This is a genomic window from Proteus sp. fly-1013, from assembly GCF_040140245.1.
GTDB classification, from domain to species: domain Bacteria; phylum Pseudomonadota; class Gammaproteobacteria; order Enterobacterales; family Enterobacteriaceae; genus Proteus; species Proteus mirabilis_B.
In genome coordinates, this window is the sequence record NZ_JBEEWD010000013.1 from 1 (window position 1) to 20,474 (window position 20,474).

Consider the following 20,474-nt stretch of genomic DNA (forward strand, 5'->3'; position numbering starts at 1 on the left):
GAGCGGGAAACGAGACTCGAACTCGCGACCCCAACCTTGGCAAGGTTGTGCTCTACCAACTGAGCTATTCCCGCGTCTTTCTTACACCCGTACAAACAAAATTCTTCATCGGTACGGGAAGCGCATTATACGAGAAAAATGCTTAACCGCAAGCCCTTATCAACAAAAAAATACGTTTTTTTGATTACATGTCGATAAAATCATCACAATGATGCAATATCAATCATCAATGCACGCTTTTTACTCTTTAATAAAGGTTTTACGATAATAAGCAAGCTCTGCAATAGATTCACGAATATCATCCAATGCCTGATGCGTATTCTTTTTCTCAAAACCTTCTAAAATTTCAGGTTTCCAACGACGTGCTAATTCTTTTAATGTGCTCACATCAAGATAACGGTAGTGAAAATATTGCTCTAGCTCTGGCATATAACGGTATAGAAAACGTCTATCTTGCCCCACACTATTGCCACAGATAGGCGATACACCTTTTGGTACCCATTTTTCTAGGAATTCAATTGTCGCTTTTTGTGCTGAATTATCATCATATGAACTGGCTTTTACGCGCTCAACTAAGCCACTGCCTGTGTGGGTGCGTGTATTCCATTCATCCATTAAACTTAATTGTTCATCTGATTGATGTACTGCAATTACTGGGCCTTCGGCTAAAATATTAAGTTGAGGATCTGTCACGATAGTGGCAATTTCGATGATACGGTCACATTCAGGATCAAGACCGGTCATTTCCAGATCTATCCAGATCAGATTATTCTCGCTTTTTGACATAATATATCCTAGCTGTTTCTAAGTGTGAGACATGATATTTTAGCGTTTATCATAGCGCGTTTACTCAATAAGCACGACAGAAGAACATCTAACCGAATAATACAAGTGAGGATCGGTGACAAAACGTAAATTATCTAAAGGCCAGCAACGCCGAGTACAAGAAAATCATAAAAAGCGTTTGCAGAGCAAAGAGAAAAAAAACCACGTTGAATTAGACGATACGCAATTAGGCGAAGCGACCGAAGGTTTAGTGATCAGCCGTTTTGGTCAACATGCCGATATCGAAGCTGCTGACGGCACTATTACACGATGCAATATTAGACGCACAATTTCATCACTGGTAACGGGTGATAAAGTTGTTTGGCGTCCTGCGCTACAAACACAAGAAAATGTCCGCGTAAATGGTATTGTCGAAGCTGTGCACGAACGAACTTCTGTGCTTACTCGTCCTGACTATTATGATGGTATTAAGCCTATTGCCGCTAATATTGATCAAATTATTATCGTTTCGGCTATTTTGCCTGAACTTTCTTTAAATATTATCGATCGTTACCTTGTAGCATGTGAAACCTTAAATGTTGAGCCTCTCATTGTGCTCAATAAAATCGATATGTTAGATGAAGAAAGCCGTAAGACAGTTAGTGAATGGATGCAGACTTATAAAGATATCGGTTATCGCGTCCTTGAAGTTTCTAGCTATACCAAAGAAGGGTTAGAAGCACTAACTCAAGAGCTTATCGGTCGTATCTCTATTTTTGCTGGGCAATCTGGTGTCGGTAAATCGAGTTTACTTAACACGCTGTTACCCCCAATGGAAGAAAGCATTGTTGTTAATCAGGTCTCTGATAACTCTGGTTTAGGTCAACATACCACAACCGCATCACGGCTTTACCATTTCCCACAAGGCGGAGATGTGATTGACTCTCCGGGTGTGCGTGAATTTGGTTTATGGCACTTAACGCCAGAGCAAGTTACCAAAGGTTTTGTTGAATTCAGACCATACCTTGGTGGTTGTAAATTCCGTGATTGTAAGCACTTAGACGATCCGGGTTGCTTAATTAGTGAAGCGGTGAGAAACAACGAAATCGCAGAAACGCGATTTGAAAACTACCATCGAATTTTAGAAAGTATGAGTCAGGTGAAAGTTCGTAAGAATATTAATTTAGACTCTTAATAATTGATTCACTGACAACCCTATTAAGGGTGGGTACAATAGACCCCTTTTGTCTATTTTTTATCGTTTAATCCCAGAGGTTGCCATTTTGGACAAGCTAAAAATTAAACTACAGTATTTATTGCCTAAATTATGGCTAACACAGTTAGCAGGTTGGTTCGCAAATAAAAAAGCGGGTGCCATCACCCAGTTTGTTATTAAAACTTTTGCGAAAGCTTATAAAGTTGATATGAATGAAGCGAAAGACAGCCAATTCCAAGCTTATTCTACATTCAATGACTTTTTTATTCGTACTTTAAAAGACGGTGCTCGCCCTATCGTTGAAGGTGATGACACACTTGCATTACCTGCTGATGGTGCAGTAAGCCAACTTGGTCTAATTCAAGATGACCAAATTTTGCAAGCCAAAGGGCATCACTACACCCTTGAAGCATTACTGGCTGGTAATTTTATGTTGGCAGATAAGTTCCGTAATGGTCAGTTTATTACGACATATCTTTCACCTCGTGATTACCACCGTGTTCATATGCCTTGCGATGGCTTATTAAAAGAGATGATTTATGTTCCGGGCGATCTCTTCTCTGTTAATCCATTAACAGCGGCTAATGTCCCTAATCTATTTGCACGTAATGAGCGTATTATCTGCCTCTTTGAAACTCAATTTGGTCCAATGATACAAATTCTAGTTGGTGCAACGATTGTTGGTAGTATTGAAACAGTTTGGTGTGGCATGGTAACACCACCTCGTGAAGGTATTATCAAACGTTGGACATATCCTCAAGCGGATAAAGCAGGAGCGATATTCTTGAAAAAAGGTGAAGAAATGGGCAGATTTAAGTTAGGCTCAACAGTCATCAACCTTTTCCCAGAAAATACCGTTCAATTGAATAAAGATCTTATGAATGGCTCCGTTACATTAATGGGGGAACAACTGGGTTCCATCATCAATGTCGCTGGTAATGACAATAATGCCATCAGTGAATAACACGTAATTCGGAGTAACTTTGTGCGCCTGATAATCAGTCTTTTCTTCTCGCTCTTTTTGACGTTTTCATTAAGCGCATCCGCAATATCAGCGGATGTGGAGAAATTACGTCAAGATATTAAACAACTTGAAGGAAGCACCAATCCTCAAGATATTGAGGCAGTTCAGGCGCTACAAGGGACTATCAACTGGATTAATGATGGTGAAAAAGCGCAAACAAACGCAGACAGCTATCAAAAAACCATTGATGATTACCCTCAAATTACGCAAGAGCTAAGAACCAAACTTCTTGAGGAAAGTCACGCTGTTCCCACTATTCCTGAAAAAATTAGCATTCCTGATTTAGAACAGAAAATTATTCAAATCAGCAGCCAATTAATGGAACAAGCAAGGCTTCAACAACAAGAACAAGATAAAAGCCGCGAAATTAGCGAATCTTTAAATTTATTACCCCAACAGCTTTCTGAAGCACGCCGTTTACTCAGTGATGCAACGGCAAGACTTGCGGCTGCCAGTGCATCAACAACACCGTTAACAGAAGCACAAAATAAGCTCACACAAGCAGAAGTCACCGCACGTAAAGCGATGGTTAATGAGCTTGAAATGGCACAGCTTTCCGCTAATAACCGCCAAGAAATCGCTCGCCTTCGCTTAGAATTGTTTAAAAAACGCTATCAACGTCTTGATGTACAACTACAACAATTGCGCAGCTTATTAAATATAAAGCGCCAAGAAGTCGCTGATCTTGCATTAGAAAAAACAGAAATGTTAGCGGAGAAAGGTGGTGAGCTTCCTGAGTTTCTAACAAAGCAGATCCAAACTAACCGTGAACTCTCTCAGATCTTGAATAAACAAACTCAGGAAATGAGCGAGCTATCAGAAAAACAGCGCATTACCACACAGCAGACACAACAAGTTCGTCAAACTCTCACCACTATTCGAGAACAAGCACAGTGGTTAAGTGGCTCTACTGCATTAGGCGAAGCATTAAGAACACAACTTTCCCGCTTGCCTGAAATGCCTCGTTCACAAGAGCTTGATAGAGATATTATTCAGTTGCGTGTCGAGCGTTTAGGTTATGAGGATATGCTGGAAAACTTAAGTAAGATCCAGCCACCAGAAACTACCGATGGCTCTAAATTGCCTGAAGCTCAGCAATATATTTTTGATTCTCTTATTCAAGCACGTCATGAATTATTGAATTCGTTGCTATCCGGTTATGATTCTCAAATTCTTGAATTAACAAAACTAAAAGTTGCCACAACGCAATTAGCGGATGCTTTAAAAGAAACAAAAGATGCAACAAATCGTTATATGTTCTGGGTTGCTGATATCAGCCCTATCAAATTTAATTATCCGGTTTTATTAGTCAAAGATATCACTCGACTGCTTTCGCTAGATACCTTTTCACAATTAGGTCATGCTGCTGTTAGCATGCTTAAAAATCAGGATACGTTCCTATTCCTATTTGTCACTTTATCAATTGTGGGTTTTAGCCTGCGTACTCGAAAACACTACAACGCATTTCTTGAAAGAGTCAGTAACCGTATTGGTAAGGTCACACAAGATCACTTTTCACTGACGATACGCACTGTCTTTTGGTCTATTTTAATTGCGTTACCATTACCTCTGTTATGGTCTGCCGTAGGTTATGGCTTACAAAGTGTTGAATGGCGTTATCCAATGGCGGGGGCTATTGGATATGGGGTAACAGCCGCGGCACCAGTACTGTGGTTATTTATGATCAGTGCAACCTTTGCACGTCATAACGGTCTGTTTATAGCTCAATTTAAATGGAAAGAGAGCCGTGTTAAAAAAGCAATGCGCTTTTACCAGCTTTCTATCTTTGTCATCGTTCCACTAATGATGTCATTAATTACCTTTGAATATTATAGCGATAGAGAATTTGCGCCGACAGTCGGTCGCTTCTGTTTCTTATTACTCTGTATCGCCCTAAGCTTTATTACGTCTAGTCTTAAAAAAGCTCATGTCCCGCTTTATCTTGATAAGCATGGATCTGGCGATAACCTGATCAACACCATTTTATGGTGGTTCTTACTGCTTGCTCCGGTTATTGCGGGTTTAGCCGCAGTGTTAGGTTATCTTTCTACATCGATCGTATTACTTGGTCGTTTAGAAATGTCTGTCGCCATTTGGTTTGCTCTACTAATTATTTATCACATTATTCAGCGATGGATGCTTATTCAGCGCCGGAAATTAGCCTTTGAACGTGCTAAACAAAAACGTGCAGAAATTCTGGCTCAGCGTGCAAAAGGTGAAGATGAAAATACGATTGTCGGAAGCAGTGGTGAGAGCACAGTAGGACTTGAAATTGAAGCGCAAGAAATAGACCTTGATGCTATCAGTGCGCAATCTATTGGTTTAGTTCGCTCAATTCTAACGATGATTGCATTAGTTTCGATGATCTTATTGTGGTCTGAATTAAACACCGCATTCTCTTTCGTCGATAATATCCGACTTTGGGATGTCACCTCATCGGTAAATGGCGTTAACACGGTACAACCCATCACGATGGGCTCTATTTTAGTGGCGATCCTCGTCATTATTATCACAACCCAACTAGTTCGAAACCTCCCTGCTTTACTTGAGCTGGCTATTTTACAGCATCTTGATTTAACACCAGGTACAGGTTACGCCATTACTACCATGACCAAATACACCATCACTTTAATTGGTAGTATTGTGGGCTTCTCTTTATTAGGGATTGAATGGTCAAAATTACAGTGGCTAGTAGCGGCAATGGGTGTCGGGTTAGGTTTTGGTTTACAAGAAATTTTTGCCAATATCATTTCAGGATTGATGATCTTATTTGAAAAACCAATCCGTATTGGCGATACCGTCACCATTCGTAATTTGACGGGGAATATTTCTAAGATCAACACACGGGCAACTACGTTGACCGACTGGGATAGAAAAGAAATTATCGTACCGAATAAAGCCTTTATTACAGAGCAATTTATTAACTGGTCACTGTCAGATTCCGTCACTCGTATCGTAATGACTATCCCTGCGCCAGCAGACTGCAACAGTGAGCAAGTAACGAATGTGTTATTAGAAGCCTCTAAACGCTCTACGATGATTTTAGAAAACCCAGCACCTGAAGTTTATCTGGTCGATCTACAACAAGGTATTCAGATTTTCGAATTACGTGTTTATGCCGCAGAAATGGGGCATAGAATGCCAGCAAGACACGAAATCCATCAAAATATTCTCTTAGCCTTTGCAGAACATGGTATCCCATTACCGTTCCCACCATTCCAAGCAAGAGTGGATATGATGGGTAATACAATTCGTAGCTCAATGCGAGCAACACCAAGAGAAGTGGGCGGGTTATAAGTCTCACTTCAATTAATTTGATAAAAAGCCATTATCTTCTCGAAAAAAAACGAAAGATAATGGCTTTATTCTTTTCTTCCTCATCCTTTTCATCCCCTTTTCTAATACCTTTTTCATCCCGCTCTGTGTATCTGTTTCTCTTATAGCTCATTGATTGTATAAAATTAATCCGTATTCTCTTCTTGATCTCTTATTTCTAGAAAAAAGGCAGATTATTTTTTGATTTTTTGTTTAATAAAATTGATAAGTAATAACACAAAGAAACTATCTATCACAATGTAGCAATATGAAGATAATAAAGTGAGCATCATAAAAGGGTCGCTATTTTTTCAGGCAAGCATTTTTAATGCAGTATATTTTTCTAACTAATAGCCAATTTAACCAGAGAATAAAATGTCATTTTGGATAAGGCATTTAATTTACCTTAAGGTGAAATGTGTTTTGTCTTACCTTTATTATTTTACCGTTCTATTAACGGAATCGGACCCCTAACCAAAATCCGCCTCCAATTATTGATCTAAATCATATTTTTACGTTTTTATACTTAATTACACTCCTTAAATGAGTAGAAATTACTCTTTGTTAGTTTTTAGCTTCTAAATTATTATATCTAACTGACCATTACGATCCCCTAAGTTAAATAAATTAAGCTGTTAATAGCGTAAAAAATTTAACATCAGCATTTAAAATGCTAATAGATTTACATAGCAGAACACTTCCACATATCAACATTTAACACCAAATACAGTCCAATTTAGATTACCATATAGTGTTTATTATTAAAGATAGACTTATTTATCTTACTTTAATCACCTTAAACCAAATATGAATTATTTAACATTCTAAGTTTTAATGCTAAGAAAGAATAAGAATAGATAAAAAATAAAAAGAAAAATAATTATAAACAATAAATACAGGCTTATTTTAAAACAATAGAAATTAAAACATATCTTAATTAAAAAATATAGTTTGATAAAATATCAAATTAAAAATAAAAAATGAACAAACACCAATACTAATATAAATATAAAATATTAGTCATTATTCTAAGTAACACTTTTTAGTTATATAGGGAAAATTAACAAAGAAGAATAAAAATAATCCAAATATAATTTATAAAATAAAAACTTTTAAATAAAAAAAGTAAAAAATAATAAATATTTTTCTCACAATTGTACTACTTATTAATAAATGACATTACAGCTTATAATGTTAATATTTTTTAAACTTGATTTAAAAATGAGTATTACTACCTATTAACAATGCTAAGATATATTGCTAGCTTCATTTTTAATGAGTATTAAATAAACAATAATATAAAGGTTCCATTATGGAAAAATCCCGAACGACTCTCGATCAGTGGATTACCTTACAAGCCGTCGTTGACTACGGTGGCTTTGCTCAGGCCGCAGATGCATTACATAGAACACAATCATCAATTAGCTATACTATCAATAAATTAGAGCAAACTTTAGGCGTTGAAATCCTCTCTTTAGAGAAAAGACGAGCGGTACTTACTCATGAAGGTAGAGTATTACTTGAACTCTCTAGAGAAATTACTGAAAAAGCGATTTCATTAGAAAAAGAGGCTAAAAATTTAATATTTAACAATAAGTTAAAGATAAACATACTCATAGATCCTTTATATATTTCAGGCCTTTTCTGGAATAAAATTTCTCAATTTATTAAAGACAATAAACACTATGATATTAATATTCGTAAAACAGCGCTTAGTAAATCAGATATTTTAGCGCAAAAAGATCAAGACTTAGTGATAACACATTACAATATAAAATCATTACAACCCATTGATTTAGAAAGTATTAAAACAGTGTTAGTAACACATCCTAAGAGTATTTTACAACATCTACAAAATGATGAATTATCAAAGGAATTACAACAACATACCTATATTTCTTTACTCGCTAACAGCTCTGATACCGATCATAACAACCAAATTATTTATGTTGGTTCAGTGGAAACAGCAATAAACTTTGTTAAGCAAGGTCTTGGTTATTCTCGACTTCCATTAACGGTTGTTCAAGAAGAATTGAATAAAAATACGATCAAACAATTAAATACACATAATGAAGATAAAGAATATAAGTTCTATCTTTATTTGAATAAAAATTCATTTTCAACAGGAGATATAACAAACTTATTATCCTTAATAAATAACCACACCAAAATTTAATTAGTGACTAATTAAACATTATTTTTAATTTTAAAAACGAACATTAAATAATTTGATATAAAGACAAAAAAACTCATGTAAATCTTTATTAACTTAAATTTTTTGTGATGTTATATTTTATTGGCATATTTCCTATGCGAATAAACCAATACTTAAATCTATACTTATAAATAAATTAAAAAGTAAAAATAACTACTTTTTATATAGGACCGATCATGAGCAAATTAAATAAATCTCTCTATTTATTAGGGATGAGTCTCTCTCTACTTTCTGCACCTGCTGCTTTTGCATCGGGCACAATTAATTTTACCGGAGAAATAACAGATCAAGCCTGTACTGTGGATAGCTCTTCTAAAAATCTAACCGTAGATTTAGGAAAAGTGTCATCAAAAAGTTTAGCGACTAAAGGTGAAGTTGCTGGCCTTAAAGACTTCACTATTAAACTAATTGATTGCCCCGTTGATACGACTGTCGCTGTCCGTTTTGGCGGGACTCGTGATGCAATTGATAGCGATATTTTAGCCATTGACCAAGTCTCTGGTGGCGCGACAAATGTGGGTATCGCTCTGTTTGAAAAAGATGCCGTATCTCAAATAAATCTATATGACGATTCGAAAGAAGTCGAAATCAAAGGAACTGAAATTAACTTAGATTATGTTGCTCGTTACAAAGCAACAGCCCAAGCAACACCAGGCCCAGCAAATGGATCTGCGGTTTATAGCATCCAATATAAATAATAAAAACGAGGGTAATGCCTATTACCCTCCTATTTCCCTTAACTTTGTGGCGCCATTTATGAAAAAGAATATTTTTCTAACTCTATTTTTATTATTTTCTCTCATAACGGTAAGCCATGCTGCTGGAGTCAGTGTGGGGGGAACTCGGTTTGTTTATAACGATAATGCTCGTGAAATAAGCATTCCTATTCTAAATACCGATAAAGAAAAACCTTATCTTATCCAGAGTTGGGTTTCTGCTTTTCAAGGCACAGAAAAAACCCCTTTTATTGCAACACCACCACTTTTTCGTATCGAGCCTGATGGGACAGGAACTGCGCGTATTTCCTATACTGGTGAACCGTTAAATTCCAATACTGAAGTCGTCTATTGGCTTAATATAAAATCAATTCCACCCGTTGAAAAAAGCCCTGAGAATCAATTACAACTCGTCATTAATTCTCAATTTAAACTCTTTTTACGCTCTCATGATATTGAGCCTCTTAATTTTAATAACGTCGAATTATCAAAACAGAGCCAAGGCTTGGTGCTTAACAACAAAACACCTTATCACCTCACGATCAAACATATTTTTATTGATGACAAACGCTACCCTTACGACCCTTTAGTCAACCCTTATCAAGAAGTGGTGTTACTTAAAGAGAGTCCAATTTCTCAGAAAGTCACTGTGCAGTTTATTAATGACTACGGTGCAACTGTAGATAAAGTATTAAATTAAGAGTGTAGAGTTATGACTTTATCCATCATCGCATTATCTACAAAACGATTACCGGTATTTCCTACTGATAATCTCTATCGCCACTGTGTGCTTGCCATGGCGATAGCCTCTATTTTATTTCCTTATCAGGTCATTGCTGAAGAGCAATTTAATCCTGATGCACTCAATTTAGGAATAGAAAATCAGGTCGCGGATATTAATAGCCTTGATTATTTTTCTTATACTGGAGGACAACTTCCTGGTATCTACTCTGTTGATATTTATCTCAATAATAAATTAATCGATAATCGCCAAGTCCGTTTTATTTTTGATGAAGAAAAAAAGACGCTAGCGCCAGAGCTCACCAAACAAGATTTATTAAATTGGGGTGTGAAAGAGTCTGCAACTTCGCAATTTAACCAGCAAGCAAGCACATCAACAGTTACCGATATTGCTAGCATTATTCCAAATGCAAAGTATGAGTATGATTTTTCGCGAGCACGTTTGTCGTTTTCTATACCACAAATTGCTTTATACAATTATGGGCAAGGCTATATTCCACCAGCACAGTGGAACGATGGCATAAATGCAGCCTTTGTAAATTACACTTATCGTCAAAATCAGTATTGGTATCATGACCAAAATAATAGTAATTCTATTTTCTTAGGGTTACGTAGTGGTGTTAACGTTGGCGCTTGGCGTTTACGAAACCACAGTAACTACAATAAAAATAGCGATAACACATCTCAGTGGAATAGCTTACAGACTTATGTTGAACGAGATATTCGTAGTTTAAAAAGTCGTTTAACTATAGGTGAAACCGCATCTGATAATGATGTATTAGAAAGTATTCCTTATCGTGGTATTAAATTAGCTTCTGATGAAAGCATGTTGCCACAAAGCCAACGTGGATTTGCGCCCATCGTTAGAGGTATCGCGCAAAGTAATGCTGTTGTCACTGTTCGACAAAATAACAGCATTATTTATCAGACCTCCGTTCCACCGGGTGAGTTTGCTATTTCAGATTTATATCCCACTTCTTACAGCGGTGATTTACAAGTTACGATTGAAGAAGCCGATGGAACAACCCGCACCTTTTCACAACCTTTTTCTGCTGTTCCCATGATGCAACGTGCGGGTAGCTTAAAATACAGTGTAGATATTGGTAAATATCATGCAGACACAGCGGCAAGAAAACCTAATTTCTTTCAAACCTCTGCTATTTATGGGCTTCCTTACAACTTCTCCATTTATGGTGGCACATTAATCTCTGCTGATTATCAAGCTTATGCATTGGGTACTGGGGTTAATCTTGGTTATTTAGGTGCCGTTTCTGCGGACATTACTCACGCGAAAACAACCTTAATAAATGACAATGAAGCCCAGGGGCAATCTTATCGTATTCAATATTCGAAATATTTACCTGATACCAAAACAGGTTTTTCATTAGCTTCTTATCGCTATTCAACAAAAGATTATTACGATTTCTCAGCGGCTAATGAGCGATTTTCTCATCTCTATCGTAAGAAAAAACAGTTTCAGTTATCTGTATCACAATCTTTAGGGGATATGGGCTATCTCTCATTAAATGGTTATCAACAATATTATTGGTATCAAGACAGAGTCGATCGCAATGTAAATGTGAGTTTTAACTCAAATTATCGTGCATTAAGTTATAGCGTCTCTTATGCCTATAACAAACGTCAAGAAAGTGGATTAACCGATCAAATTTTATCTATTAATTTTAGTCTTCCATTTAATATTGCTCAAAATAACAACTGGTTAAGTTATCGCTATAACACCAGCAAACAAGGTGATTCTATTAGTTCAGTGAGTTTAAGTGGTACTCAGTTGGAAGATAACAACCTGCAATATGATATTTCACAAAACTACAATCATTCTCGTCAAGAATACAGTGGCTCTGTTAATGGCAACTACAGTGCTTCAGGGGGCGAGATCAGTGCGGGTTACAGTTACGACAAACGCTATCAATCAATGAATTGGGGTGCGACTGGTGCACTTTTGGTTCATCAAGGTGGGATAACACCATCTCGTACCATTTACGATTCGGCCATTTTAATTAAAGCAGAAGATGTTGATAACTTAAAAGTCAGCAGCGCACAAAGCCTTTATACCAATGCTCAAGGCTATGCCGTTATTCCTAATGTTTCACGTTATGAACGTAATAAAGTGACTGTTGATCCCGCTTCTTTGACGGGCAATAACGACGTTGAATTAACATCGACAACCGTTATTCCAACCAAAGGGGCAATTGTCTTAGCCGATTTCAAAGCAAGAAAGGGCGCTCGTGTACTTGCAAACTTGCGCTACAACGGAATACCACTGCCATTTGGTACTCAAGTTGAGATTTATAAAGACGCACATCTGCTTTCAAGTGGGATTGTCGCCAATGATGGTGAGGTTTTCTTAAATGGTGTCCCCGAACATAGCCAGTTGCGAGCTAAATGGGGCAACAGTGCCGTTGAACAGTGTCAAACAACGTTAAATGTGGATCTTGCTTTAGAAAAAATCCAATTTTTACAACTTGAATGCAGATAGGTGAGCACAATGAATAAATATATAACTCTTGGTTGTCTGTCTGCTGTTTTGTATACATCAACCACATTTGCAGAGTTTAGGGCTGACCTTACCACTAAAACCGTCACCTATTCCGCTCCCATTTATGTCTCACGTTCAGCACCTATTTTAACCGAAGTCGCAACGATTAATTTAGGAACTGTGAATGCATGGACTTGGTGGAATCTCTCCGGTGGTGCAGTAAGACCAGGGATTTATTTACCCGGCTCTTTTAATGCATCAAGCCCAAGAGTCAATGGCGCTTATGTCAAAGAGCTTAATAGCAGTGGTGTAGGTTATACCTTACATGGCACTATTGGTGGGAGTTGTAGTGGCTCTGCTTATGTCGATGGTCAGCAAAATATTGATGGTAACTACAGTAATCGCCTTATTTGCTCAACCAATGCTACTAGTGGCAATTATTCTGTGTCATTAGAAATGAAGCTTTATAAATTACGAGATAATGTGAAATCACAAACGATCCCTGCTTCATGGGTCGCTATGCTTATTCTCTACAATAATGGCTTTATCACCAGTGACTACGTAGGAAAAAATGAACCTCGAATTAATCTATCCTCTTTAAACATTATCTCTAGTGGCTGTGATGTTGTGAATAATAATATTAATGTGCCATTGGGTGCTGTGCCTAAATCGAGTTTTAGTGGTGTTGGCTCTGTAAGCCCTGACAGTATCAAGGATTTTAATATTAATTTGAGTTGTGATCCGGTTTCGCCAATTAAGATCCGATTTGATGGTGTTGCAGATGATCAACAAACAGCTGGAACCATTGGTTTAAGTAACCCAACAGACAGCAATACCGCTAAGGGTTACGGTATCCAAGTTAAATATAAAAATCAGCCTATCAAGCTCGGACAATTAATTACTGTGAGTGAAAAAAATAGCAGCGCAGGGAGTTATTCTATTCCTTTAGAGGCGGGCTATATCCAAACATCTGATACAACAAGTGCAGGCAAAGCAAATGGGACATTGCAGTTTACGATGCAATACCATTGACGAAATGTAGATGGATTTAAAAAGCAAAAGGCGAACATTTTGTTCGCCTTTTCTTTTAGCTGGGATCACACTTGGTATAGCTTACGTAAATAATGAGGAACTGCTTCATCCGCGTTGGTACCAATGACTTCCATATTGGGTAGCAGATCTTTTAATGTCTGGTGCGCATTTTCCATAATGCAGCCTTTACCCGCCATCTGTAGCATCTCTTTGTCATTCATACCATCACCAAATGCGATAGCATCTTTTGCAGAGTGTTGCATCAGTTCAGCCACTCTCTCTAGTGCCTCACCTTTAGATACGCCCCCTGCCATCACTTCTAAGCAATTACGCAGTGAGAAACTCACATTAACCTTATCCCCCCAGAGCTGATTAATTTCATTCTCTAGCTTCAGTAATAGCTCATGATCATCAGAGGTAAAAAAGACCTTACAAACATTGGTAGTCGGAAATCCTGTTTTACAATATAACTCATAGCCAAAGTCTGATTCTCGAAAAAACTCACAAGCCCCTGGCATCTCTTTATTAACATACCAATAGTCACCTGCATAAATATTAGTTTCAATTTCAGGGTGATCAAAAACCATAAGAGCCAAATCATAAGCAATTTCAGGCTCAAGATCTTGGCTAAAAATAAGGTCGCCATGAGTGTTATGCACTCGCGCACCATTAGACGTTATCATATAAGCGTTAATGCCTAACCCATCACGAATTTGAGCAACATCAACATGATGACGACCTGTTGCGAATACAAAATGCACGCCTTTATTAATAAGTAGGTGCAGAGTTTCTTGCGTATAGGGAGTTAATACATGATTAGGTGATAACAGCGTGCCATCCAGATCTGAAGCAACTATCGAATACATACACGTTCCTGATTAAAATAAATGCTTATCATAAAACTCACAGATTTCATTTAATGCTTGTGAGCGTAGCTTATCTATTTCGAACAAGATTTCATGATGCGCACCCTCAATCACCAGTGGCAGTTTTTGCTTTTCTTCTCTTGTTCTGGACTGACTATAACGTTCACAGAAAGCCCTTAGCTCTTGATTATCTACCACCTTATCATGCTCTGCTTCGAGCACTAATAGAGGGGTATTAATCTCTCCCGCATGTTCAATTAACCAATCTCCCATTTTTAGGCTTTCCCCCATCCAATGATAAGTCGGTCCGCCTAATCGTAGTTCTGGAAAATCAGCATAATAACGTAAATATCGACGATATCGCTCATGGCTATGTGTTAACACATTAAGGATAAATGGCAGTGGAAACCATTTTCCTGTGGATACCGCGTAGTTATTCCTTTCAGATTGACTTTGTTCTGCTCGGTTAACTAAAAAATTAGCCACCCAGCGAGGTATGGGTAATTTAATGCCAAACATCGGCGCACTTAATGCCGCCGCTTTAAAAACATGAGTTTGCTTTAGAAGATATCCCGCTAAGATAGCACCGCCCATTGAGTGAGCTAACGCAAAATAATGTTGGTATTGAAAAGGCAACACTATCGTATCAACGAACGTCGAGAAATCATCGATATAATCACTGAATTTCTCTACATGCCCTTTTTGCGTATCTTCTAATAGCCTGTCAGAAAGCCCTTGTCCTCGATGGTCGAGAAGAAAAACATCATAGCCTGAGTGAAAGAAATCGAATGCAACTTCAGGATACTTTACATAGCTTTCACTACGGCCTGAAGCAATAACCAGTGCTTTATTGTGCGATGGTGAGCGCCAATGAACATAGCGAATTTTTGCGCCATCAACACCAATAAATTCGCCCTCTTCACGCAGTCCCCAAAAATCTAATAAGACGCCGTTCGTAAATGCAGAAAACTGCTTTTCACGCGATAACCACGAATATTTAAACAGAGTGGTTGTCATTGGCTCTCCTTATTGGTGTTATTCGAAGCCCTCAATATGGTCACGGATGAGTGTCATAAAAGCGGGTCCAAATCGTTCTAATTTTCGTTGTCCAACACCGTTTATTAATAACAGTTCATCTGGATAAACGGGGCACTGCTCTGCCATTTCAATCAATGTGACATCATTAAAGACGACAAATGGCGGAATGTTTTCTTCATCAGCAATAGATTTACGTAATTTACGTAGTTTCGCAAATAATTTTCTATCGTACTGTCTATGGGCATTTTTTGTTTGTTGATTACGGCTTTTTGTCGGGCTTAATAATCTTGGTACGGCTAATTGTAATGGTACTTCGCCACGTAAGATCGGTCTTGCCATCTCTGTCAGTTGTAATGCAGAGCGATGAACAATATTTTGAGTCACCATACCTAAGTGAATAAGCTGACGAATAACACTCACCCAATGTTCATGACTTTGCGCTTTACCAATACCATAAACAGGTAATGTATCGTGTCCTGAATCTCGAATACGCTGATTATTCGCGCCTCTTAAGATTTCAACAATATAACCAATACCAAAGTGCTGACCAGTACGATAAATACAAGACAATGCCTTCTGCGCATCCACTAAACCATCATATTGCTTAGGAGGGTCAAGGCAAATATCGCAGTTACCACAAGCATTTTGTCGATGTTCATCGAAGTAGTTTAGTAACACTAAGCGTCGGCATGTTTGAGCTTCAGCAAATGCTCCCATTGCATTAAGCTTATGCATTTCAATTGCTTTTTGGTCGCTTTCTGGCTTTTCATCTAAACAACGACGCAACCATGCCATATCGGCAGGATCGTAAAATAATACGGCTTCTGCGGGCAATCCATCTCGCCCAGCACGCCCCGTTTCTTGGTAATAAGATTCAATATTTCGCGGAATATCAAAGTGAACGACAAATCGGACATTGGGTTTGTTTATTCCCATACCAAACGCGACAGTGGCAACCACAATTTGTAAATCATCACGCTGAAAAGCTTCTTGTACTTTCGCACGTTGTGCAATTTCCATTCCGGCATGATAACCCGCGATGCTTAATCCTCGTTTACTCAGACGCTCCGCTGTTTCTTCGACTTTACTGCGGCTATTACAGTAAATAATGCCTGACTTTCCTTTTTGACCACGAATAAATAGCCAAAGCTGATCAAGTGGTTTGTATTTCTCTACTAAAGTGTAGCGGATATTCGGTCTATCGAAACTGCTGATATGAATTAACGGATCACGCAACACTAGCTGATTAATAATATCGTAACGTGTTGTATTATCCGCCGTTGCCGTCAGAGCAATAATGGGAACATCAGGAAGATATTGTCTTAATAACCCTATGCCACGATATTCAGGACGAAAATCATGTCCCCATTGTGAAATACAGTGAGCTTCATCAACAGCGAGTAATGCGGGTTTCCATTGCACTAACTGATGAAGAAAACTCTCCATCATTAAACGCTCAGGAGCAATATACAGCAGTTTTATTTCACCCTTTTGACAACGCATTTGAACATCAAACTGTTCTTCACGCGTTTGGGTTGAATTTAAATAAGCAGCTTCAATACCATGAAGGCAAAGTTGATCAACCTGATCTTTCATCAGTGAGATGAGTGGCGAAACAACCACTGTCAGCCCATCAAGTAATAATGCGGGAATTTGATAACAAAGGGATTTACCACCCCCTGTCGGCATCACAACTAGACAATCTCTTCCAGTTGTAATGGTATGGATGATTTCTTGCTGACCAGGGCGAAATTGCTGATAACCAAAGGTTTCTCGCAAAATAGCTTGTGCTGATGGCATTGAATTAAGAACTTCTGCTGTGGACACACCGTTCCTCTGAAAAGCTGCTGATAAAAACTATGATGAGGAGTAAAAGAAAAGGCACCAATGTTGAAGGTGCCATCATCATTTATAGCGCTATGCTAACCCAGAACGGGGAAAATTACAGCATATCATTAAGCATCACGCCAACACCGACTCGTGTTTGACGAAAGTTATAATCAATCATTGATTCGCCATAACCACTAAATACTTGGGTATAAAAGCGCACATGCTTAGTAATTGGGTAGCTCCAACCTAATTCAGCCGCCCCATAACCACTGTTCCAGTTATAACGCCCAGTCGCAGTGATCACACTTTCGCCTAATCGATAACCCGCTTTTAAACGGTAATATCCCATATAGCGATTAATCTCTGGATTATCATCACGTTGAGCACTTTCACTAAAGCGATACCAAGGTTTTAGATCAAGCTGTAAATTGCCTTTTTGTACCATAAAACGCGCATAAGCACGGTTCCAGCTACGAGATGTGGGATCAGAACGACCATTCGATTCGTGGTTAAAGCCGGTTTCTATTTCACGAAGAGTCCAACCTGCAAATTTATAGTCTGTTGCCCAACCTAGAAAAAGTTGCGGTTCATAGTTTGTCTCACGGAAAGGGGCAGATTCTTTCTTATTACTTAATTGCCACCAAGAGCGTTGGGTATAAGATGCCGCTAAAACAGAGTTTTCACCCGCAATACCTCGCCATAAAGGGAATGCCAAACTAAGCTGGAATTTCACCTCATCTTTTTTAGCCTTATTGCCCCAATCATAACTTTGAATAGCCTCTTTATTCATATCAGAGGTATCAGTGTAAATAATATAATTGGATTCATAAGGATAAAGAACAAAAGGTGAGTCGTATTCTTGTAATAAACCAGAAATGATACTGCCCTGAACAAGCGGTGCAGGAGATGATGATACTTGTATTTCGGATGCAAATCCCCATGCTGGATAGAATAAAACCACCGCAAGTAAAGAACGGATGTAACGCATAGTTAATTATCCTGTTTCATTATTGAATAATATAGAAGTTAGTACTTACTTTAGAATTAGTTCTTATATATGTGCTTTATTACACTTTAGCGCCCATATTTTACACGTAATCGCCATTAAATCTCGTATATTTTTACACCATTATATTTATAGCACGAATGTGCAATTACGATTTTGTCATGTATTATTAACATAGTATTAACTTAATGACGTGATATCAGGGGTTCTAAAAATGGAAAAACAGTTAACATTAGAAGAGGCTCAAACACTAATTGGTCATGTTTTTGTTTATAAGATGCCCTTTAATCAATTAATCGGCTTAGAGCTAGTTCGCTTTGAACAAGACTACGCTGAAATTCAATTTCGGTATCAAGATAAACTGGTTGGTAATATTGCTCAACGTATCTTACATGGCGGGCTCATTGCTTCTGTACTTGATGTCAGTGCGGGATTAGTTTGTGTCGGTAACGCATTAACACGTTTAGCACCAATATCCCAAGAGCAACTTGAACAGAAACTCGCTAACATGGGCACAATCGACTTACGTGTTGATTATTTAAGACCAGGGCGTGGGGAATGTTTTACAGCGAGTAGCCATATTTTACGCAGTGGCAATAAAGTGTCTGTTGCTCGTGTTGAATTACATAATGAAAAACAAGTTCATATTGCCAGTGGAACAGCAACCTATATTGTAGGTTAAGCCTTTGTTAGAATTCATTGCGTGCAATGATACTTAGATTAGTATTAATTACTTGTAAAAATGCATGCCTAATGACACATTAGATAATGTCATTGGGTATGATAACCCCGTCACACTTTTCCTTTCCATCAATTCCAGAGATAGCATGAGCCAGAAAAACACGATGAAAGGCGTTTTATGTGCCTTAGGCGCCTATTTGATCTGGGGTATTGCCCCTGTCTATTTTAAAAGCATTCAAGAAGTGCCTGCAGAAGAGATCTTAACGCACCGTATTTTATGGTCGTTCTTTTTTATGTTGATTTTAATGACAATTAGTCGTCATTGGCCTTATTTACGCCAATTAATACGTCAACCTAAAAAAATTCTTCTTTTAGCACTGACTGCCGTCATTATCGCAACTAACTGGCTTACCTATATATGGGCGGTTAACCACGGCTATATGCTAGAAGCCAGTCTTGGTTACTTTATTAACCCACTGGTTAACGTACTGTTTGGCATGCTTTTCTTAAGCGAGCGTTTCCGTCGTATGCAATGGGTAGCAGTAGGTTTAGCATTTACTGGTGTATTTATTCAACTCTGGCACTTTGGTTCAGTACCTGTGATTGGATTAAGCCTCGCCGTGACCTTTGGCCTTTATGGCTTACTGCGTAAAAAATTGGGTGTTGATGCACAAACAGGCATGCTGGTAGAAACATTATGGCTATTCCCTGTCGCATTAGTTTATATCTTATTTTTCACACATTCACCGACTAGCAATATGCTTGAAAATAGTTGGTCATTAAATACCTTGTTAATTGCAGCCGGTATTATTACCACAGTACCGTTATTACTCTTTACAGAGGCGGCGCACCATCTGCGTTTATCCACCTTGGGCTTTTTCCAATATATTGGCCCAACTTTGATGTTTATTCTTGCAACAATGGTATATGGCGAACAAATTGATGCAGAACGATTAGTCACCTTCGGCTTTATTTGGGTTGCACTGATCCTCTTTACACTTGATGCACTTTATACACAACGCCGTTTAAGACGCAGCTAATCCTCTAAAACTCGCTCTTCCGCTAAATTGCTGATTTGTATAAAAGCGGAAGAGAGTTTTTTCTTCTTATTCTTCTTTAATAGATGTGCACTCTTTGATATCTCCTCTGCGTAGCGATGTGAATGCCTAAATAACGTTGATATTGCGTTATGAATCAATTGAATATGGTTAATCACGATACTGTAATAGAGATTGATGCGAGGAACAAAATCACGCTGGTGTCTCAATAGTTTACAATACAAATCTTCTTCAAATTCATTGATGGGTTCATTGGGATGATAAGTATCACAAAGAACTTCCTCAGTATTTTCGATCAATAATTCATTACTAGAAAAAGAGACAGGCGAAGTTCGCGAGCAAGGTGCGATAAAAGAGTAAGTATGAAAGAAGACACTAGAGAGTTTCATCAATTAATCCCATTAAGCAAGAATAGATAACGAGATTATTAAGTAACCAACTTGAACTTCCCTTAAAAAAAACACCCCAACTTAT

General features: G+C 38.0%; 16 protein-coding genes and 1 tRNA gene. 10 read left to right on the forward strand and 7 right to left on the reverse strand.

Annotated features, from left to right (window positions below; all coding sequences use genetic code 11):
- Position 1: 1 nt before the first annotated feature.
- Positions 2–74 (reverse strand) — tRNA-Gly (locus ABN236_RS18305).
- 166 nt (positions 75–240) lie between these two features.
- A complete protein-coding gene (orn, locus tag ABN236_RS18310) occupies positions 241–786 on the reverse strand; it encodes an oligoribonuclease (protein WP_006535770.1) in 546 nt (181 codons plus the stop codon).
- A gap of 115 nt (positions 787–901) precedes the next feature.
- Between orn and rsgA the strand changes: the two genes are divergently transcribed.
- From rsgA to ABN236_RS18350, 8 genes are all read left to right on the forward strand, one after another.
- Positions 902–1,960, forward strand: coding sequence for a small ribosomal subunit biogenesis GTPase RsgA (gene rsgA / locus ABN236_RS18315; protein WP_349474626.1), 1,059 nt, complete (start codon positions 902–904; stop codon positions 1,958–1,960).
- Between the two features lie 88 nt (positions 1,961–2,048).
- Positions 2,049–2,945, forward strand: coding sequence for an archaetidylserine decarboxylase (gene asd / locus ABN236_RS18320; RefSeq protein WP_194951640.1), 897 nt, complete (start codon positions 2,049–2,051; stop codon positions 2,943–2,945).
- 21 nt (positions 2,946–2,966) lie between these two features.
- Positions 2,967–6,302 carry a miniconductance mechanosensitive channel MscM gene (gene mscM, locus ABN236_RS18325; RefSeq protein ID WP_088494012.1) on the forward strand — a complete coding sequence of 1,112 codons (3,336 nt, stop codon included), beginning with the start codon at positions 2,967–2,969 and terminating at the stop codon, positions 6,300–6,302.
- A gap of 1,330 nt (positions 6,303–7,632) precedes the next feature.
- Positions 7,633–8,496 (forward strand): LysR family transcriptional regulator, encoded by an 864-nt coding sequence (locus tag ABN236_RS18330; protein WP_349474627.1) that lies wholly within the window; start codon positions 7,633–7,635, stop codon positions 8,494–8,496.
- A 215-nt stretch (positions 8,497–8,711) separates the two neighbouring features.
- A complete protein-coding gene (locus ABN236_RS18335; RefSeq protein ID WP_166540272.1) occupies positions 8,712–9,233 on the forward strand; it encodes a fimbrial protein in 522 nt (173 codons plus the stop codon).
- A 58-nt stretch (positions 9,234–9,291) separates the two neighbouring features.
- The gene (locus ABN236_RS18340; RefSeq protein ID WP_349474629.1) at positions 9,292–9,951 is read left to right on the forward strand and encodes a fimbrial biogenesis chaperone; all 660 of its coding nucleotides are present in this window, start codon (positions 9,292–9,294) and stop codon (positions 9,949–9,951) included.
- 12 nt (positions 9,952–9,963) lie between these two features.
- Positions 9,964–12,489 (forward strand): fimbria/pilus outer membrane usher protein, encoded by a 2,526-nt coding sequence (locus ABN236_RS18345; RefSeq protein ID WP_349474631.1) that lies wholly within the window; start codon positions 9,964–9,966, stop codon positions 12,487–12,489.
- Between the two features lie 9 nt (positions 12,490–12,498).
- Complete coding sequence (locus tag ABN236_RS18350) at positions 12,499–13,521, forward strand: fimbrial protein (RefSeq protein ID WP_349474632.1); 1,023 nt, start codon at positions 12,499–12,501, stop codon at positions 13,519–13,521.
- A gap of 65 nt (positions 13,522–13,586) precedes the next feature.
- Here the strand turns inward: ABN236_RS18350 and yigL are convergent, their stop codons facing one another.
- The 4 genes from yigL to pldA form a co-directional block, all read right to left on the reverse strand.
- Positions 13,587–14,387: a sugar/pyridoxal phosphate phosphatase YigL gene (yigL, locus tag ABN236_RS18355; protein WP_088494013.1), complete on the reverse strand. Its 801-nt coding sequence runs from the start codon at positions 14,385–14,387 to the stop codon at positions 13,587–13,589.
- A gap of 12 nt (positions 14,388–14,399) precedes the next feature.
- Positions 14,400–15,404, reverse strand: coding sequence for a lysophospholipase L2 (gene pldB / locus ABN236_RS18360; RefSeq protein ID WP_088494014.1), 1,005 nt, complete (start codon positions 15,402–15,404; stop codon positions 14,400–14,402).
- 18 nt (positions 15,405–15,422) lie between these two features.
- Entirely contained in the window at positions 15,423–17,252 is a 1,830-nt protein-coding gene (gene recQ / locus ABN236_RS18365; RefSeq protein ID WP_088494015.1) for an ATP-dependent DNA helicase RecQ, read from the reverse strand.
- Between the two features lie 115 nt (positions 17,253–17,367).
- The gene (pldA, locus tag ABN236_RS18370; protein WP_349474633.1) at positions 17,368–18,243 is read right to left on the reverse strand and encodes a phospholipase A; all 876 of its coding nucleotides are present in this window, start codon (positions 18,241–18,243) and stop codon (positions 17,368–17,370) included.
- A 232-nt stretch (positions 18,244–18,475) separates the two neighbouring features.
- On the opposite strand from pldA, the gene ABN236_RS18375 reads away from it, so the two are divergent.
- Positions 18,476–18,943: a thioesterase family protein gene (locus ABN236_RS18375; RefSeq protein WP_075672777.1), complete on the forward strand. Its 468-nt coding sequence runs from the start codon at positions 18,476–18,478 to the stop codon at positions 18,941–18,943.
- A gap of 145 nt (positions 18,944–19,088) precedes the next feature.
- The gene (gene rarD / locus ABN236_RS18380) at positions 19,089–19,982 is read left to right on the forward strand and encodes an EamA family transporter RarD (RefSeq protein WP_099076355.1); all 894 of its coding nucleotides are present in this window, start codon (positions 19,089–19,091) and stop codon (positions 19,980–19,982) included.
- On the opposite strand, the gene ABN236_RS18385 is transcribed toward rarD, so the two are convergent.
- The gene (locus ABN236_RS18385; RefSeq protein WP_349474634.1) at positions 19,979–20,389 is read right to left on the reverse strand and encodes a hypothetical protein; all 411 of its coding nucleotides are present in this window, start codon (positions 20,387–20,389) and stop codon (positions 19,979–19,981) included. The genes rarD and ABN236_RS18385 overlap by 4 nt on opposite strands.
- Between the last annotated feature and the right edge of the window lie 85 nt (positions 20,390–20,474).

Bases quoted from the DNA above. Each gene is read 5' to 3' on its own strand.
- orn (WP_006535770.1), bottom strand. From the start codon at position 786: ATGTCAAAAAGCGAGAATAATCTGATCTGGATAGATCTGGAAATGACC.
- ABN236_RS18330 (WP_349474627.1), top strand. From the start codon at position 7,633: ATGGAAAAATCCCGAACGACTCTCGATCAGTGGATTACCTTACAAGCC.
- ABN236_RS18335 (WP_166540272.1), top strand. From the start codon at position 8,712: ATGAGCAAATTAAATAAATCTCTCTATTTATTAGGGATGAGTCTCTCT.
- ABN236_RS18340 (WP_349474629.1), top strand. From the start codon at position 9,292: ATGAAAAAGAATATTTTTCTAACTCTATTTTTATTATTTTCTCTCATA.
- ABN236_RS18345 (WP_349474631.1), top strand. From the start codon at position 9,964: ATGACTTTATCCATCATCGCATTATCTACAAAACGATTACCGGTATTT.
- ABN236_RS18350 (WP_349474632.1), top strand. From the start codon at position 12,499: ATGAATAAATATATAACTCTTGGTTGTCTGTCTGCTGTTTTGTATACA.
- yigL (WP_088494013.1), bottom strand. From the start codon at position 14,387: ATGTATTCGATAGTTGCTTCAGATCTGGATGGCACGCTGTTATCACCT.
- pldB (WP_088494014.1), bottom strand. From the start codon at position 15,404: ATGACAACCACTCTGTTTAAATATTCGTGGTTATCGCGTGAAAAGCAG.
- pldA (WP_349474633.1), bottom strand. From the start codon at position 18,243: ATGCGTTACATCCGTTCTTTACTTGCGGTGGTTTTATTCTATCCAGCA.
- ABN236_RS18375 (WP_075672777.1), top strand. From the start codon at position 18,476: ATGGAAAAACAGTTAACATTAGAAGAGGCTCAAACACTAATTGGTCAT.
- rarD (WP_099076355.1), top strand. From the start codon at position 19,089: ATGAGCCAGAAAAACACGATGAAAGGCGTTTTATGTGCCTTAGGCGCC.
- ABN236_RS18385 (WP_349474634.1), bottom strand. From the start codon at position 20,389: ATGAAACTCTCTAGTGTCTTCTTTCATACTTACTCTTTTATCGCACCT.